This is a genomic window from Paenibacillus sp. D9 (genome assembly GCF_001188365.1).
Taxonomy (GTDB): Bacteria; Bacillota; Bacilli; order Paenibacillales; family Paenibacillaceae; genus Paenibacillus_O; species Paenibacillus_O humicus.
Window position 1 is genome coordinate 4,730,082 of sequence record NZ_JZEJ01000001.1, and the last position, 15,295, is coordinate 4,745,376.

General features: G+C 61.6%; 13 protein-coding genes. 6 read left to right on the forward strand and 7 right to left on the reverse strand.

The genetic code is table 11. The features are described 5' to 3' along the window. Positions 1 to 84: 84 nt before the first annotated feature. Both VE23_RS21200 and VE23_RS21205 read left to right on the forward strand, forming a co-directional pair. Positions 85 to 2,760 (forward strand): glycoside hydrolase family 2 protein, encoded by a 2,676-nt coding sequence (locus VE23_RS21200; protein ID WP_049869040.1) that lies wholly within the window; start codon positions 85 to 87, stop codon positions 2,758 to 2,760. Positions 2,761 to 3,005: 245 nt separating this feature from the next. Further along, entirely contained in the window at positions 3,006 to 3,857 is an 852-nt protein-coding gene (locus VE23_RS21205; RefSeq protein ID WP_021879937.1) for an alpha/beta hydrolase, read from the forward strand. A gap of 171 nt (positions 3,858 to 4,028) precedes the next feature. Here VE23_RS21205 and VE23_RS21210 read toward each other — a convergent pair whose 3' ends face one another. Next, positions 4,029 to 4,808, reverse strand: a complete 780-nt coding sequence (locus tag VE23_RS21210; protein ID WP_049869041.1) for an SDR family oxidoreductase — start codon at positions 4,806 to 4,808, stop codon at positions 4,029 to 4,031. A gap of 230 nt (positions 4,809 to 5,038) precedes the next feature. Here VE23_RS21210 and VE23_RS21215 point away from each other — a divergent pair, with 230 nt between their 5' ends. After that, positions 5,039 to 6,286 carry a glycosyltransferase family 2 protein gene (locus tag VE23_RS21215; protein ID WP_049869042.1) on the forward strand — a complete coding sequence of 416 codons (1,248 nt, stop codon included), beginning with the start codon at positions 5,039 to 5,041 and terminating at the stop codon, positions 6,284 to 6,286. Next, positions 6,283 to 7,992 (forward strand): glycosyltransferase family 2 protein, encoded by a 1,710-nt coding sequence (locus VE23_RS27500; RefSeq protein WP_232317014.1) that lies wholly within the window; start codon positions 6,283 to 6,285, stop codon positions 7,990 to 7,992. Before VE23_RS21215 ends, VE23_RS27500 begins: the two co-directional genes overlap by 4 nt. Before the next feature lie 190 nt (positions 7,993 to 8,182). Here VE23_RS27500 and VE23_RS21225 read toward each other — a convergent pair whose 3' ends face one another. From VE23_RS21225 to VE23_RS21245, 5 genes are all read right to left on the reverse strand, one after another. Further along, positions 8,183 to 8,851, reverse strand: coding sequence for a class I SAM-dependent methyltransferase (locus tag VE23_RS21225; protein ID WP_069202506.1), 669 nt, complete (start codon positions 8,849 to 8,851; stop codon positions 8,183 to 8,185). 135 nt (positions 8,852 to 8,986) lie between these two features. Further along, positions 8,987 to 9,736 (reverse strand): class I SAM-dependent methyltransferase, encoded by a 750-nt coding sequence (locus tag VE23_RS21230; RefSeq protein WP_049869043.1) that lies wholly within the window; start codon positions 9,734 to 9,736, stop codon positions 8,987 to 8,989. A gap of 186 nt (positions 9,737 to 9,922) precedes the next feature. After that, a complete protein-coding gene (locus VE23_RS21235; protein WP_048745030.1) occupies positions 9,923 to 10,516 on the reverse strand; it encodes a hypothetical protein in 594 nt (197 codons plus the stop codon). Positions 10,517 to 10,594: 78 nt separating this feature from the next. Then, the gene (locus VE23_RS21240; RefSeq protein WP_049869044.1) at positions 10,595 to 12,025 is read right to left on the reverse strand and encodes a sensor histidine kinase; all 1,431 of its coding nucleotides are present in this window, start codon (positions 12,023 to 12,025) and stop codon (positions 10,595 to 10,597) included. Then, entirely contained in the window at positions 12,022 to 12,717 is a 696-nt protein-coding gene (locus tag VE23_RS21245) for a response regulator transcription factor (RefSeq protein WP_198156197.1), read from the reverse strand. The genes VE23_RS21240 and VE23_RS21245 overlap by 4 nt, the downstream gene beginning before the upstream one ends. Positions 12,718 to 12,901: 184 nt before the next feature. On the opposite strand from VE23_RS21245, the gene gpmA reads away from it, so the two are divergent. Beyond that, positions 12,902 to 13,651 (forward strand): 2,3-diphosphoglycerate-dependent phosphoglycerate mutase, encoded by a 750-nt coding sequence (gene gpmA / locus VE23_RS21250; RefSeq protein WP_048745032.1) that lies wholly within the window; start codon positions 12,902 to 12,904, stop codon positions 13,649 to 13,651. Positions 13,652 to 13,788: 137 nt separating this feature from the next. Here gpmA and VE23_RS21255 read toward each other — a convergent pair whose 3' ends face one another. Continuing rightward, a complete protein-coding gene (locus VE23_RS21255) occupies positions 13,789 to 14,715 on the reverse strand; it encodes a phosphotransferase family protein (protein ID WP_049869045.1) in 927 nt (308 codons plus the stop codon). A gap of 255 nt (positions 14,716 to 14,970) precedes the next feature. On the opposite strand from VE23_RS21255, the gene VE23_RS21260 reads away from it, so the two are divergent. Continuing rightward, positions 14,971 to 15,294 carry an ArsR/SmtB family transcription factor gene (locus tag VE23_RS21260; RefSeq protein ID WP_021879949.1) on the forward strand — a complete coding sequence of 108 codons (324 nt, stop codon included), beginning with the start codon at positions 14,971 to 14,973 and terminating at the stop codon, positions 15,292 to 15,294. Position 15,295: the final 1 nt, after the last annotated feature.

The window sequence follows — 15,295 nt, forward strand, 5'->3', positions numbered from 1 at the left end:
GAACAATTGTTGAGAGAAAAGTTTAAGTATGTTAACATTTTGTTGAAAACTGTCTACGAAAAAATTGCAAAGGCGGGGCGCTTAATGGAATTGAAACTGAACGGCATGAAATGGGAGCTGAAGGGCTTTTGGCCCTGGGTTCCGCTCAAGGGGACGAGCATGGAAATCGGCAATGAGCTGCTCGGCGTCACAGAGTGGATTCCGGCGACCGTGCCGGGAGGCGTGCATCAGGATCTGTACCGGGCAGGACTGATCGAGGACCCCTACCGCGATTTGAACAGCACCCATTGCGAGTGGATCGAGAACCGCTGGTGGGTATACCGGGCTTCCTTTGATCGTCCGGCGCTGGAGAGCGAGCAGATCGAGCTGGTATTCAAAGGGCTGGATTATGAAGCCATGATCAGCATGAACGGCGTCTATCTCGGCGAGCACAAGGGCATGTACGAGCCGGCTGTCTTCAACGTGACCGATGCCATCAAGCTGAGGGAAACGGCCGAGCTGCAGGTCGTCTTGAAGCATGCTCCGGACGAAATGGGGCAAATCGGCAAAACCTCCGAAACCTTTACGCAAAAAAGCCGCTTCAACTACAAATGGGACTTCTCCACCCGCCTGGTGAATACAGGCATCTGGGACGATGTCGTGCTTCGCGTGCATCAGGCGGCGACGATCGGCGATGTCGCCCTCCATACCGATCTGAGCCGCGGAGAAGGCATCATCCGGCTGTCGGCGGAAGCCGTCCGCCGCGGAGAGCCTGCTGGAACGCTGCGCTGGCAGGTCGAGGTGCAGTCTCCCGAAGAAGGAGGGGCATCGCCTGGACTCGTCGTCGATGAAGCGGTGCAGGGCTCCGAGGGGGCGGCTGTCATCCGCATTCCCGAGCCGGCCGTCTGGTATCCGAACGGATATGGCAGCCAGCCTCTGTACCGGTTATCGATTCGGCTGCTGGACGATACGGGCGTGCTGGACGAGCGCGTGATGAATGCCGGCATCCGCAGTCTCGATTATGTTCCGAACGAGGAGGCTCCGGATGACGCGCTTCCATACACCTTTGTCGTCAATGGCGAGAAAATCTACATCCAGGGAGCCAACCTGACGCCGCTCGACCATCTTTACGGCAATGTCGGACCGGAGAGGTATGAGTGGATTGTACGGCTGGCCAAGGATTGCGGAATGAACATGCTGCGCATTTGGGGCGGCGGCATCATCGAGAAGCCGTATTTGTACGAGCTCTGCGACCGCCACGGCATCCTGATTTGGCAGGAATTCATCCAATCCAGCTCGGGCATCGACAATGAGCCGTCGAAGAAGCCGGCGTTCGTCGAGCTGCTCGGCCGGACGGCCGAGAAGGCGCTGAAATCCCGGCGCAACCATGTGTCGCTGACCGTATGGAGCGGCGGCAACGAGCTCATGAGCGAGCCGAATCGGCCGTCGACCTGCGAGGACTCCAACCTGGCCTATTTGCAGGAGCTGGTCGAGGCGCATGACCCGCAGCGGCTGTTCCTGCCGACCTCCGCGTCGGGGCCGGTCCAGTACATTACGGCGGAGAAGGGCGTGAGCCACGATGTCCACGGCCATTGGAAGTACCAGGGCAATCCCGGACATTACGAGCTGTATGGAGACGTGGACCATCTGTTCCACAGCGAATTCGGGGTGGACGGCATCAGCTCGGCGAAGAGCCTCCGCAAGTTTTTGAGTCCCGCGCACCTGAAGCCGGTCTCGATGCAGGACAACCTCGTCTGGAGGCATCACGGCGAATGGTGGGATACCTTTGACCGCGATACGGAGCTGTTCGGCGCGTTCGCGGACCTGCCGGCCTTCGTGCAGGCGAGCCAGTGGATCCAGTCCGAAGGGCTGCGCTTCATCCTGGAGGCGAACCGGCGCAGAGCTTTCCGCAACAGCGGCAGCATCATCTGGCAGCTCAACGAGCCTTGGCCGAACGCCAGCTGCACCAATCTTGTCGATTATTACATGGAGCCGAAGCTGGCCTATTACGGGGTGCGCAAGGCATTCGAGGGCTCCCATGCTTCGCTGGATTACCGCAGCCTGACCTGGCGCGCGGGCGAGACGTTCTCGGCCGGAGTGTTCGCCCATTTCGCCGGCGGGGGCGGCATGGAGATCGAGGCGCAGGTGCTGGATACGGCCGGACAAGTGCTGGAGGCGAAGTCTTTCGCTGCTTCTTCAGGGGCGGCTTCGCAGACGGATGGCAGCGGGCTGCGGCGCAGAGGCTCAGCCGAGGCGGGGCGGCTGGAGTTCGCGGTGCCGGATACCCGCGATGGATTGTTCCTCATCCGGCTTCTCTACGGACCGGAGCGCAAGGATAACGTCTATGTGTTCTCGACGCTGGAGGAGCATCCGTTCCGTCCGGCCCTGGAGCTGAGCGGGGCAAGCCTGGCGGTCGAGCCGCTGACGGGCTGGGAGCATGAGACCGGACCGCTGACGGGCTGGGAGCATGAGACCGGGCTGCTGACGGGCTTGGAGCATGAGCGTGCCGGAGAGGCTGCCTCGGCAATCCGTCCCGTGGTGCGCCGGTACCTCGTGCGCAACGAAGGCGCTTCGGCCGCGCTGCATATCATGCCCGAGGAACGCACAGACCGCTGGTGGACGCTGGCGGACGAGGCCGGCTTCATGCTGCTGCCCGGCGAGAGCCGGGAAGTGTCGGTCGCCTGCGCTCCGCGGGTGAACGATGTGTTCAGCGGATCGCTGGATGCTGGAGGTGACGGAGCGGATCCGCAAGTCGCCTTTACTTGCCTTGGTGAAAAATAGGCATGAAATCGGGATTTGGAGCAGCCTTTCGGGGCTGCTCTTTTCTTCTCCCGAAAGGAAGCGGAAACATCATGCAGGCTTCGGGGACAAGCGCGGTCTGGTTTTCGCGCTCAGCTCGTTTGCCTTGTCCCAGCAGCCATGCCGCATCAGCAGACTTTTGACGCTGCATGTTTTTTTCTTGTTTACTCATTCGGGGTAATAATAGATAAAGGATTTAATTCAAAGGCTTAGGAAGGAGGTTTCCCATGGCCTGCAAGCAGGAGTGGGCATGGAGCAGCGCGGACGGAACGCCGATCCATGGCTTAAGGTGGATTCCCGAGGGGAAGGACCCGGAGGCGGCGATCGGGATCGTGCACGGATTGGGAGAGCACGCAGGCGCATATGCTCATGTGGCGGATTGGTTCACGGACAAAGGATTTGCCGTTTATGCCTTCGATCAGCGCGGACACGGGCTGACTGCCGGCAGGAGAGGGGACTGTCCGGACTACGAGGCGCTGCTGGAGCCGGTCAGACTGATGCTCGGCGATATCGGCTCGCAGCATCGGGGCTTGCCTGTGTTCCTGTTCGGACACAGCATGGGCGGCAACGTCGCCTTGAATTACGCTTTGCGCTTCAAGCCGGATGTCGCGGGCGTCATCGCGTCGGGGCCTTGGCTCAGGCTGGCTGCAGCCCCTCCGCCCGTGCGGCAGCTGCTGGGCCGCCTGCGCAAGCGGCTGCAGCCCGGATACCTTTCCCTTCAAGCGAATGCCCGCGGGACATCCGATCCGGAGATGCAGCTCCTGTACGCGGCGGACCCGCTCCGGCATGGACGAATTACGCTGCGCACGCTGAGCGGGGTCAGGAGCGCCGGGCGCTGGGCGCTGAAGCATGCCCACGAGCTGGAGATTCCGCTGCTGCTCATGCATGGCAGCGCGGATCGGGTCACCTCCTGCCGGGCAAGCCGCATATTTGCAAGCCGTGCGGGGAGCAGCTGCACGTATCGTGAATGGCCGGGCTTTCGGCATGAGCTGCATGCGGAGAGAGAACGCCGGAAGGTGCTGGCTTTCGCGGCGGATTGGATGGACGCCGTCAGGTCGGGAGGAATCTCATCGGATTAGGCGAAGCGACGGCTTTGATCGTCCTAAGCAGCCTAGATTCGGCCTTGCCCTCCAGATGAGCCTTTGCGCCGGGAAATTCCGGCCTAGAGAGCCTGATGCCATGCAGCGAGGGCGAACGGCCGCGAAGTTGAAGAGCGGCAGCCGTTATTATCGGCTGCCGCTCTTTGCATTTTATTTCCCCAGAAACCCGCCCTCGGACCGGATGACCTGGCCGGTAATCCAGCCTGAAGCCTCGCCGGCGAGGAAGGCGATGCCGCGAGCGGCGTCCTCGGGAGTGCCGATGCGGCCCATAGGGAACAGGGGGAGAAGCCGTTCGCGCAGCTCCTCGCCGATCCAGCCGGTGTCGGTCGGCCCGGGATCGAAGCCGTTGACGGTGATGCCGAGCGGAGCAAGCGCGACCGAGAGCGGCTCGATGATGCCGATTACAGCTCCTTTGGCGGCGATATAGGCGAGATTGGCGGGATCAGGCCCTTTGGACACGAGAAAGACGATTCTCCCCTGCGTCTGCGGAGGATGGCCGCTTTCGAGCCGCTTGGCGAATTCCGTGCTGAGCAGGACGGTGCCGCGAACGTTCACGGCATGATGCCGGTCGAGAATGTCGGCGTTCAGCTCGCGGAAGTCCGCGTGCCGCTCGTAGGCCGCATTGTTGACGAGCACCGACGGAGACTGTCCGAAGGCTTCTGCCGCGGCGTCCAGAATGGCTGCCGGCGAAGCCGGATCCGCCAGATCGGCTTCCATGTGCGCAGCCCTCGCCCCGCTCGCCGCCAGCTCGCGGGCGAGCCGGTCCGGCCATCCCGGAGCGGCTCCGTTGCCTTCCTTTTCGTCAAAGGCGCCCCAATGCGTGAAAAACACATCCATGCCTGCTCCGGCCAAAGCCCGGCAAACCGCCGTCCCGATTCCCTCCGGCCTGCTGACGCCCGTGACGAGCGCGATGCTTCCGGTCTCTTTCATAAGATCCGCCCCTTCCTTGAACCCTTCATGCCTTTAATCTACCAACCGTCCCGACGGTTGGCCAGGTAAACCTTCTCTATACCCGAAATGCCCCTCTGCCGGATCTCTTCCACCATCGCGGATGGAGAGGGAGGCTGGCATAACAAAGGCTTGAGCCGAATACCTATGAGGAAGGAGCAGGCCGGACAAGCGGACGAACCGGACGGGACGTGCGCGAAAGGGGGCGGAAGATGAAAACGAGCATTATCATCCTGACGCATAATCAGCTGGAGTACACGGTGAGATGCCTGGCGAGCATCATCTCGCACACGAAAGATTACGAGCTTGTCCTCGTCGACAACGGCTCCACCGACGGCACGCCCGAGATGATTCGGCGATTGGGCTGCAAGGCCGTCTTCAATGCCGTCAACGCCGGTTTCGCCAAAGGCTGCAACCAAGGCTTGGAGCTGGCTGACGGCGAATTCGTGCTGTTTCTCAACAACGACACGGTCGTGACGGAGGGCTGGCTGGAAGCGATGCTGAGGGCGCTGGAGTCCGACCGTACGGCCGGGATGACGGGCCCGGTGTCCAACTATGTGAGCGGGCAGCAGCAGGTGGAAGCGGATTACGGTCCCGGCCTGGAAGGACTCGGGGCCTACGCCGCCGCGCGCTCGGCCGCCTGGCAGGGCAAGATCATCGAGGTGCCCCGGCTGGTAGGCTTCTGCCTGCTGCTGCCTCGCGATCTGGCGCTGGAAATGGGCGGCTTCGATGAGCGCTTCGGTCTGGGCAATTATGAGGACGACGACCTGTGCATGAGAATCCGCAGCCGCGGCTACCGGCTGGTCGTCGCCTGCGATTCGTTCATCCACCACTACGGCCATGTGACGATCAATGCGCTCGAGGATTTCGACCTGACGGCATTGCTCAGCGTGAACCGGGAAATCGCCCGGCGCAAATGGGGCGAAGATCTGATCGACCTGATCTACAAGGTCCAGCCTACGCTGACCTTATGCGTCGGCGCCGGTCCGGATGCCGGGCAGGAGCAGATGGAGCGGACGCTGGACAGCATGGCCGGGCTGGCCGACGAGATCATGCTCGTCCACTACGGAGGCCGGGATAGCCGCGAGTCTGTGCATCGGACCGGCTTGATCCGCAATCTCAAGACGGTCTATGCCGAAGCGGAAGGGGAGCAGGGAGCGGAGGCGAATGGAGTGGCGGCCGGACTGCGCGAAGCCGGGCGCGACTTCATTCTGTGGCTGCGGGCGGGCGAGGAGCTGCAACGGGATGATGCGCTTGCGTTCCGCAGCTTCCGGCGCGGCCTGAGCGCGGACGTTCCGCTTATTTTCTTCTCCTCGCTGGGCTCTTCCCAGCCCGTACGAATGGCTCTATGCACGGACGGCTTGCACTGGGACTCTGCGGCCGGATTCTCGCTGCCCAGCGGCGAATGGCCGCATGAGCTGGACATCCGGGTGGGCGGCAGCGCCTGGGCGAGTCCATGAAGGAGCAGCGCCAAAGCGCTCCCGTCCGTAACGGAGCCGGGATTCGGCTGCTGAAGCCCGGCGTTACCTTCGAGACCAAATGTTATGAGGAGGATTGGCGGGAGCTGCTGCAGACGGACCGTCTGAGGCAGGCGATCGAGCGCCATGAGTTCCCTTTTGCCGAGAAGATTTTGTACATCAACAACGTCAGCCGTCCGGAGCTCGTCGAGCGGCATGCGCAGCGCCTGGTGGAGGAAGGCGTCCTGACCTCCTACGCGGTCGTGGAGACATTCAGCGGCGAAGCGCTTGATTTCTTCGGGCTGAGCCGGGAGAGCTTCGAGGGAGGCTACTATTATTCCATCGCGGAGCTCGTCGCCATCTACCGGTGCCGGACGGAATATCTGCTCCACTATTCGGGAGACTCGATGCTGGACGGTGCGCTGCCCTGGATCCCTCCTTCCCTGGAGCGGATGCGCGCCCAGCCCTCCCTTGTATGCGCGTGTCCGGTTCCGAACGGCAACGAGGAGGAGGCGCGGCAGGAGGCGCTGACGGCCGAGAAGGATTTCTACGTCGGGTACGGCTTCTCCGATCAATGCTACTTGATCCGGACGGAGGATTTCCGGGCGCGGATCTACGAGGAGAGCCATCCGGCATCCGCGCGTTATCCCGCTTATGGAGGAGAGCTGTTCGAGAAGCGCGTGGACTCCTGGATGCGGAGCAACGGATATATGCGTCTCGTGTACCGCCATGGCAGCTATACCCACCGGAATATGAGGCGGGATCGGACTTCAGAGGCGGAGAGGGCGGGGGAGCCTGTGCTGGCCTGCTACCGATCGGGCCTAGCGGCGATGGAAGGGCTGGATTACGAGTCGGCCATCGTCTGGTTCCGTCTGTCCTTGACGGCGGCGGCACGCCTGTGGCAGCAAGGGAGAGAGACGGCGCCGGAGCTGAGATGGCTTCCGCATTTGCAGCTGTCTGTCTGCTACGACCGGCTCGGCCGGAGAGAGGAGGCGTATGCCAGCAACGAAGCCGCTGCGGTATATGCCCCTTCCGGCCATTCCAGCATCGAGCATAACCGGGCTTATTTCCGCTCTCTGGCGGCGGATTCCGCCATGGCTGCGCATCCGCCGCCGGCAGAAGAGGGGGATGCGGCTGACGAGACGCTGCTTTCCCTGCTGATTCCTTCGCTGCCGGAGAGGCGGGAGCGGCTGGATTCGCTGCTGGAGGCGCTGGAGCTCCAGATTGCGGGCAAGCCGGTCGAACTGATCGTCATGACGGACAACCGGCGGCGGAGCACGGGGGCCAAGCGCAATGCCCTGCTGCAGCAGGCTCAGGGGCGCTATGTCGCTTTTATCGACGACGACGACCGCGTGTCGGAGCATTATGCCGCTGCGCTGCTGGGCGCCATTGCGGGCCGGCCCGAAGCGGACTGCATCGTTTTCGACGTGATGGTCTATGAGGGCGGCAAGCCGCTGCGCTCCTGCCTCTACGGCGTGGAATACGAGCATGGGGTGGACGAAAGCCGCTACTACCGCAAGCCCAACCATCTGATGTGCTACAAGCGCGAGCTTGCCTTGCGGCATCCGTTCCGGGACATCGGCTACGGCGAGGATGACGAATGGGCGGCAAGAGCTTCATTGGACATCGTCCATCAAGCCAGAATCGATGAAGTCCTCTATCATTACGATTGGGTCGCGAAGCCGCGGAGCTGGTATGGCGGCAAATAGGGCTGCGAGGGCGGGGCCGGTACGCCGGCCGAATGGCGAGGAGCGCATACGCGGGCAAGCAGAGCTGCGAGGAGAAGCAGGGGGGCGAAGGGCAGCCGGGTTTTCGCGATGCTGCCGTCAACGGGGCGGATATAGGCTAAGGAGGGAAAAAGGCTGCCTCGCGGCAGCCTTTTAGACGTGCGGAGCAAGCTTATTCCGTGTCCGCATAGTAACGGTTCAACGATTGCCATTCGGCAAACAGGGAATTGGCCGCAGCGGAAAGCCCTTTGGGAGCGAGAATGCCGAGACCCGCGGAATGCTGGAAGGCTTTCGCCGGATGCTGCCCGGACAGCTCCCTCCACAGCCTCCAGACGCCGAAGTCCGCAATCCTGACCTCCGTGTCATGCAGCAGCACGATGCCGTCCCCGGCCAGCTTCGGCAGCCAGCTTTCGTAGTCGCGGCGAACCGCTTCGTACGTATGGAGGCCGTCGATGTGGAGCAGATCGATGGAACCGTCTGCAAAGGCATCCAGAGCTTCGTCGAACGCTGCCCGGTGCAAGGCCGCTTGCGGGTACAGCGCCGCAGCCCTCGAGACGAGCTGGAAAACCTCGCTGCCGTAGGCTCCGGAATGGAAATCCCCCTCCCAGCTGTCGACCGCATGAAGCCTTGTATCGGGAGATCCGTCTTTGGCTCCCTGGCAGAAGCTGAAAAAGGAAGCTCCGTAATGGGTTCCGAGCTCCACGACGGTGGCGGGCCGTGCGTTGCGGATGAAATCGTAGCCGAAGCGGAGATGGCCTCTCCATGCGGATTCGGACCGGAACAGGGGCGACAGGGCGTCGGTCTCGAAGACCGGGTCGTGGCAGATCCAATCGAGGTTCAAGGGACAGCCTCCTTCAAGCGCGATGACAAGCACTATGGGAAGCTTATGTTCCTGGAGGGGATTTCAGAAGTCGCGCCGCTGTTCAGGTCGCCAACGGAAGAAAGCAAAAAGCCGCCGCCGGAGCGACGGCCGTGCTTATCGAGAACTCCATTGCCGTTTCTTCGCCGAGATGAGGAAGAACATCGGGCGCCGGACTTCTTCCGCCCAAGCCGGATTCGACTCCAGCATCGCCTCGGTCGGTGTCAGCTCCGACAGCTCCTTGATGTCGAAGCCCCCGCCAATCAAGGCATTCAGGTAAGCGGAGACGGTCCGATGGTACTTGATGACGTCGCTGCCGAGGAAGCGGGAATTCCGCAGCCCTAGCTCGTGATAGCGGTCCAGCGGCCAATGGAGCTTCTCGCCGTCCGGGCCGTAATGCCAGTCCTGCGCCGCCAGCGCCGTAAATACCGGATGCTCGACCGACAGGATGAAATCCCCGCCTGCCGCGAGGGAGCGGCTGATTTTGCGCACGGCGCCGGCAAAGTCCTCCACGTAATGAAGAGCGAGCGAGCTGATGACGACATCGAATTCCCCTTCGGAAAAATCAATGTCCTCGATCGCTGACCGGCGGTATTCGATGGCGGGGTCGTCGGTCATCTCTCTCGCCCGCTGCAGCATATTTTCCGATAAATCCAAGCCTAACACCGACAGGGCGCCATGCTGCCTTGCATAACGGCAATGCCAGCCGAAGCCGCAGCCGAGATCGAGCACCCGCTTGCCTTCCAGATCGGGCAGCATGCCGCGGAGCGTACTCCATTCCCCAGCGGCATCCAGGCCGCCCAAGGAGCGGGGCATCCGGCTGTAGCTGGAGAAGAATTCCTTGTCGTCGTATTTATTCTGCTTCATGCGGGCAACGCCTCCCTGGTTGGTCTCTGCTAAACAGCATAGGCCAAAAGAAAGGGCGATAGCCAGGGGAAAATCGGATATACCCGAGCGATGCCGTTCTTCCCGAGCTGGCGGGACGCTGCCTGCAAGTGAAAAATCCCGCCATAGGCAGATGCCCGGACGGGATCGCAGTAAAGGAAGATGAAGTCAGGCTGCAGGCGCAAGCGCCTTTTCGATCTGCTGATGCAGATCCAGCAGCTTCGTTTTTTGGACGACGACCTGCTGCCGCAGCGTAATGATGGACCGGATCGCTTGCGCGACAGCAGCTTGGTCCTTGCCGGCCTTGGCCGCCTTCAGCTTGGCCTGCTCAGCCTTGATCAGCCCGCGGGTGCCGCTGAGAGAGGCGCGTTCGCCGCGAATATCGGAGCGGACGGCGGCGAGCTGTTCCTTGAAGTGTTTTTTCTCGGCGGCAGTCCGCTTGTTGAGATCGGCATGGATTTGCTTGCGGACCTCTTTGAGCTGGCTGCCCAGCGCGGCGTTCTGCTTGGCGAGAGCGGTCAGCTCGGCTTTGAGCGGCTTGATCTCCGCTTTCCATTCCGCTGCCGTCGCGGAGAGCTTTTTCGCCGGCCCGGTTGCCGGTGCCGTTGTCTTGACAGTGATTGCCGTAGTCGCTGCCTTCGCTGTAGCCTTCGCCGTAGTCGCTGCGTTCGCCGTTGCCGCAGCGGCATGAACCGCTCCGCCGCTTGCCAGTACCGATCCGATGACGAGGGCGGCCATGGCGCCCGACCATTTCTTGTTCATTCCCATCCATCTCCTCTGCTTCTGAGTATGGGGCTCGGGAGGATGCCCGAGCCGCCTTGAACCCAGAATAACGGCCAGTTATGTCATGGATGTGTCATCGGCCGCCGAGGGGAAAACAACCTCGAAGCGGGTACCGTTGCCCTCCGAGGATGCCGCCTGAATCGTGCCGCCATGCGCTTCCGTGATATACCGGCTGATCGTAAGTCCAAGACCGGAGCCGGACCTGCCGCTTCTGCTGCCGTCGGCTTTCATGAACCGGTCCCAGATGCGGGGAAGCATCTCCTCCGGAATCCCTCGACCGTCATCCCGGACGTCGAATCCGATCTGGCTGCCGTCCTGGAAGCCCGACACGGAGATGGCGGTCCCCGCATCGTTATGGCGGATCGCGTTGCCGATCAGGTTCAGGACGACCTGGCGAATCCGCTGCTGATCCCCTCGGAATCGAACCGGCGGCGAGTTCTCTCGGACCGTCCAGCCTTGCCAGGATAGCGTCATTCCCGCTTCCTCAGCGGCCGGGGTCAGCTGGAGCAAGCATTGCTGAAGCAGCTCCCCGAGATCGAAGGCGGTCATCCGGTAGCGGACGACATGCTCCTCGAACTCCGTCAGCTCGGTCAGGTCGTCGATCAGCTGCTGCAGCCGCCGGGTTTCCGAGAGGGCAAGCCGCGTGAACTCCGACTTCTCCTCCTCGCTCATGATGCCGTCGTCCATGCCTTGCAGAGCGGCCCGTACGGTCGTCAGCGGCGTCCGCAGCTCGTGGGCGAGATCTCCGATGAAGCGCCGCCTGCCGGCCTCCACCCGCCCGAGCTTGTCCGCCATGCCATGGATCGCGCCGGCCAGATCGGCGAGCTCGTCGCGGCCCCGATACTGGGCTCTCGTCTCGAACCGGCCTTCCGCGTAGCTCCGGGCGACCCGGCTCAGCTCCAGCACCGGGCGGGTGAAGGCGCGGGAGACGAGCCAGAGCACGAGGGATACGGGAATTGCGAAAACGAGGGATACAAGCCAGAGAGCCCTCTGCAGCGGACCGACATAACGGACGGCTTCCTTGACCGGGCGGTAAACGAAGCAGGAGGCGGCGACTTCGCCTCCGCTCTGCAGCGGGAAGCCGCGAATCAGCATCGTCGTCCCTTGCTGGCGGGCGTAGACCTTCTTCTCCTGGATCGTGCCGCCCTCCATGACCGTCCGGACCCACTCGCGGACATCGGGCCGGGTGCCGACCTCCTGGATGCCTGCCTTCGAGAAGTTGTACCGCTTGCCTTGGATGCTGATCTGAAGCGAGCCATGCTTCTCGAGCTGCTGCAGCCTCTCGCGGAAGGCGGCAGGCTTCAGGCGGCCTTCCTGCACCTGGTCGAACAGAAGCTGAATGTCCTGGCCGGCGTCGGCGAGCTGCTTCCAGCTCCGCTCATAGGCTTTCTGCTGGATGAGCCAGCTGGTCGCCGCCGTCAGGCTCGCGATGATGAGGATTCCGATGAGCAGATAGGACAGCATCCATTTCCATACCAGCGATCTCATGTTTCGTCCGTCCGGTCGAGCTTGTAGCCGACGCCCCAGACGGTCGAGATCGACCAGCCTTGGGCCGGCTGCAGCCTCCGCCTAAGCCTCTGCACATACAAGTCCACGACCCGGTCGTCGCCTTCGAAATCCCAGCCCCATATCCGCTCGATCAGCTCGCTGCGGCTGCACACGAGCCCGGGATGGCGGATCAGCTCCTGCAGCAGGTCGAATTCCCGCCGGGGAAGGTCGATCATGCGGCCCCCGAGCGTCACCGACCGGCGTTCCGCATCCAGGCGCAGATTGCCGGCGCGGCATGCGGCTCCGGATGCCGGCGGCTGTCCGCCGCGGGAGCGCCTGAGCACGGCGTCTACCCGGGCCATCAGCTCGCGGGGGTCGAACGGCTTGACGATGTAATCGTCCGCTCCGAGCTGCAGGCCCTCGATCCTCTCCTCCAACTGGCCGCGGGCGGTCATCATGATGACCGGAATCCGGCTGCCTTCCGCCCGAAGCTTCCGGCATACCTCCCAGCCGTTCAGCTTCGGAAGCATGAGATCGAGCAGGATCAGGGCATATTCTCCGTTCTCCAGCATGTCCAGAGCTGCCATCCCATCTGCCGCCGCCTCCGGTTCATACCCGCTTTTCCTCATGTAGAGAGCGGTAATGCGGACGATGGAAGCATCGTCGTCCACGATAAGAATTCGATCCGTCACGCCGAGTCGGCTCCTCTCCGTAGCAGGGAGTAGTGGTATCTCTATAGAAGACGAATAGGCGGGCGCAAAGTTGTGGCCGGATCGGGATAAATGGCAGGAGGGCTTGCATGCGGGCCAGGTGGGTAAAAATAGACTGGAGAAGAACGCAGGAGTTCCACAACCGAAACGAGGAGTTGACTCAGCCATGATCAAAATCGTGCTAGTCCGCCATGGACAGAGCGAGTATAACGCACAAAACCGCTTTACGGGGTGGACGGACGTCGATCTGACCGACAGCGGCAAGGAGGAGGCCCGCCGCGCCGGGGAAATTCTTCGCCAGAACGACTATGTGTTCGATGTCGCTTATACGTCGGTGCTCAAGCGCGCCATCCGGACGCTCTGGATCATCCAGGATGAAATGAGCCTGCTCTGGATTCCGACGGACAAGACGTGGATGCTCAACGAACGGCATTACGGCGCCCTGCAGGGGCTCAACAAGGAGGAGACGGCGCAAAAGTACGGGGAAGAGCAGGTCCATCTGTGGCGCAGATCCGTCACCGTCCGGCCGCCGGCGCTGGATAAGGACGACGAGCGTTATGAGGGAAGGGATCCCCGCTACAAGGATATCAAGGACCGGGTGCCGGTGACGGAAAATCTGGACGATACGGAGCAGAGGGTGCTGGATTACTGGAGAGAGAAGGTCGAGCCTTCGCTCCATGAGAACCGGCGGGTGCTGATTGTCGCTCATGGCAACACGATTCGGGCGCTGGTCCGCTATCTGGACGACATTCCGGGGGACGGCATCGCCACTCTGAATATTCCGACCGGAACGCCGCTCGTCTACGAGCTCGGGGATGACCTGAAGCCGGTCCGTCATTATTACCTGGAGGAAAACAAAGAAAAGACCGATGTCAAGGAAGCGGCTCAAGGCGCTCCCGACGTCCGGTCGGAATAACGGCGCAGGCATTCGCTGCAATCGCCGTCTTGGACGTAGCCGTCCGGATTTCGTCATTGAAGCCGGACGGCTGTTTCGCTTTCTTCTTCCGGCAGCCTTAAGCGGCTGCTCCAGGCCCGTGCCAAGCCGGACGGCGGCTAGGAGTCCAAACGCAGAAGGAAGTCGCGGGTGCCGTTGTAGGCATCGGTCCAGCCCATTTTCGCATAAAAGCGGAGGCCGTCCAGTCCTTTCATATAGTAGGCGCCCAGCAGTCTCTCCTTGAAATCGGGGATCGTCATTCCTGCTTGCTCCTGGTAGTCCTGATAAGCCCGAACGACCCCAAGCGCTGCCATATGCCGGTCGAGAACAGCGAGATCGACCAGATCATCGCCATAGGCGCAGTTGCCGTCAATGATGCCGGTAATGCGGGTGCCGCTCGACAGAATGTTCCATTGGTGAAAATCGCCATGAATGAAATGGCGGTGGGGCTCATTGTAAGGCGCGTAGGCCATCAGCCGGCTGTAGCACTCGTCGAAAACGTCCCTCTCCAAGCAGGTGCTGCGGAACAAGCCGTGCCAGTTCTCCCAGAAGGTGCCCGTCTGATCCTCCGCGAACGAAGCAGTCAAGTAGTCCTTCCAGGTCCGGTGCTTTCCATTGCCGTCCGGCCCGATCCACCCATAGCCGCTCGTAAACCCTATGTCCACTTGATTAAGCCGCGTCAGTATATCGATAAGCTCCGGAAGCTGCCCGGCTTGCTGCTCGGGGGTGCAGGCCGCGAGGCTGCGGCCATCGATCCGTTCCATGATGACGTAGGCCAAGTTTCCATGCTTCCCTTGCCCCAAACATCGGGGATAGGGGATTCCCTGGCCGGACAGCAGCTCCGATAGGAACCGTTCGGTCGCGTAGGCTCCCTCCAGGTCGCTGAACTTGATGACATGCCCTTTTCCTTCGTGGTTGAAGGAGAAGACGCTGCTCAAGTTGCCGCCATCCATGGGCATAATCTCCGTGGCGATGGAGCCCAGGTGGGCCTTAACCACGTCCTCGACTTCGCTTTCAGCCACGCTTGGCTTGTTATAAGCCGTCATGGTTCGCACTCTCCCCTCGTTTTGGCTCAAGACAGATCCGCCTTTCAGCTTTACTATAGACGGTTCGATCTGCGCGTTCGAGGGATAGGATAGGTATAGGCAAATAATCACATGATTTGAACGGGCGGACCGGCGGTCGCCGTGAATGGAACCGCAAGCATAGAGTGAAGCTTCGAGCCCGGTCTTGATTTTATTTGCCGGACGGTTATAATTCAGTTTAAACGATTAAACCAATGAACGGATTGAGGGAGAACGATGAGCGAGCAAACCGGGCATGTCCTGCAGCAGTTCCAAGAATGCATTCCTTTGCTGGATGTGTTGACCGATGCCGGCCGCCAAGCCATTATCTTGCTGCTGGCGCAGCACAAATCGGGACTTAACGTGAATACGATATCCAGCCATATGAATCTGTCCAGACCGGCTGTCTCCCATCATCTGAAGGTGTTGAAGCAGTCCGGCTATATTGAAGCCGAAAAGAAAGGCGTTGAAAATGTTTATGTGCTGACGGTGCGGAAGCCGCTTGAACGGCTCAAGTCGTTGATTGCGGCCGTTGAAGCCGAGTGCAGCGGGTCTCGGTAAC

Coding starts and splice junctions, on each gene's coding strand:
- VE23_RS21200 (WP_049869040.1), top strand. CDS start 85: ATGGAATTGAAACTGAACGGCATGAAATGGGAGCTGAAGGGCTTTTGG.
- VE23_RS21205 (WP_021879937.1), top strand. CDS start 3,006: ATGGCCTGCAAGCAGGAGTGGGCATGGAGCAGCGCGGACGGAACGCCG.
- VE23_RS21235 (WP_048745030.1), bottom strand. CDS start 10,516: ATGAACAAGAAATGGTCGGGCGCCATGGCCGCCCTCGTCATCGGATCG.
- VE23_RS21230 (WP_049869043.1), bottom strand. CDS start 9,736: ATGAAGCAGAATAAATACGACGACAAGGAATTCTTCTCCAGCTACAGC.
- gpmA (WP_048745032.1), top strand. CDS start 12,902: ATGATCAAAATCGTGCTAGTCCGCCATGGACAGAGCGAGTATAACGCA.
- VE23_RS21240 (WP_049869044.1), bottom strand. CDS start 12,025: ATGAGATCGCTGGTATGGAAATGGATGCTGTCCTATCTGCTCATCGGA.
- VE23_RS21255 (WP_049869045.1), bottom strand. CDS start 14,715: ATGACGGCTTATAACAAGCCAAGCGTGGCTGAAAGCGAAGTCGAGGAC.
- VE23_RS21210 (WP_049869041.1), bottom strand. CDS start 4,808: ATGAAAGAGACCGGAAGCATCGCGCTCGTCACGGGCGTCAGCAGGCCG.
- VE23_RS21260 (WP_021879949.1), top strand. CDS start 14,971: ATGAGCGAGCAAACCGGGCATGTCCTGCAGCAGTTCCAAGAATGCATT.
- VE23_RS27500 (WP_232317014.1), top strand. CDS start 6,283: ATGAAGGAGCAGCGCCAAAGCGCTCCCGTCCGTAACGGAGCCGGGATT.
- VE23_RS21215 (WP_049869042.1), top strand. CDS start 5,039: ATGAAAACGAGCATTATCATCCTGACGCATAATCAGCTGGAGTACACG.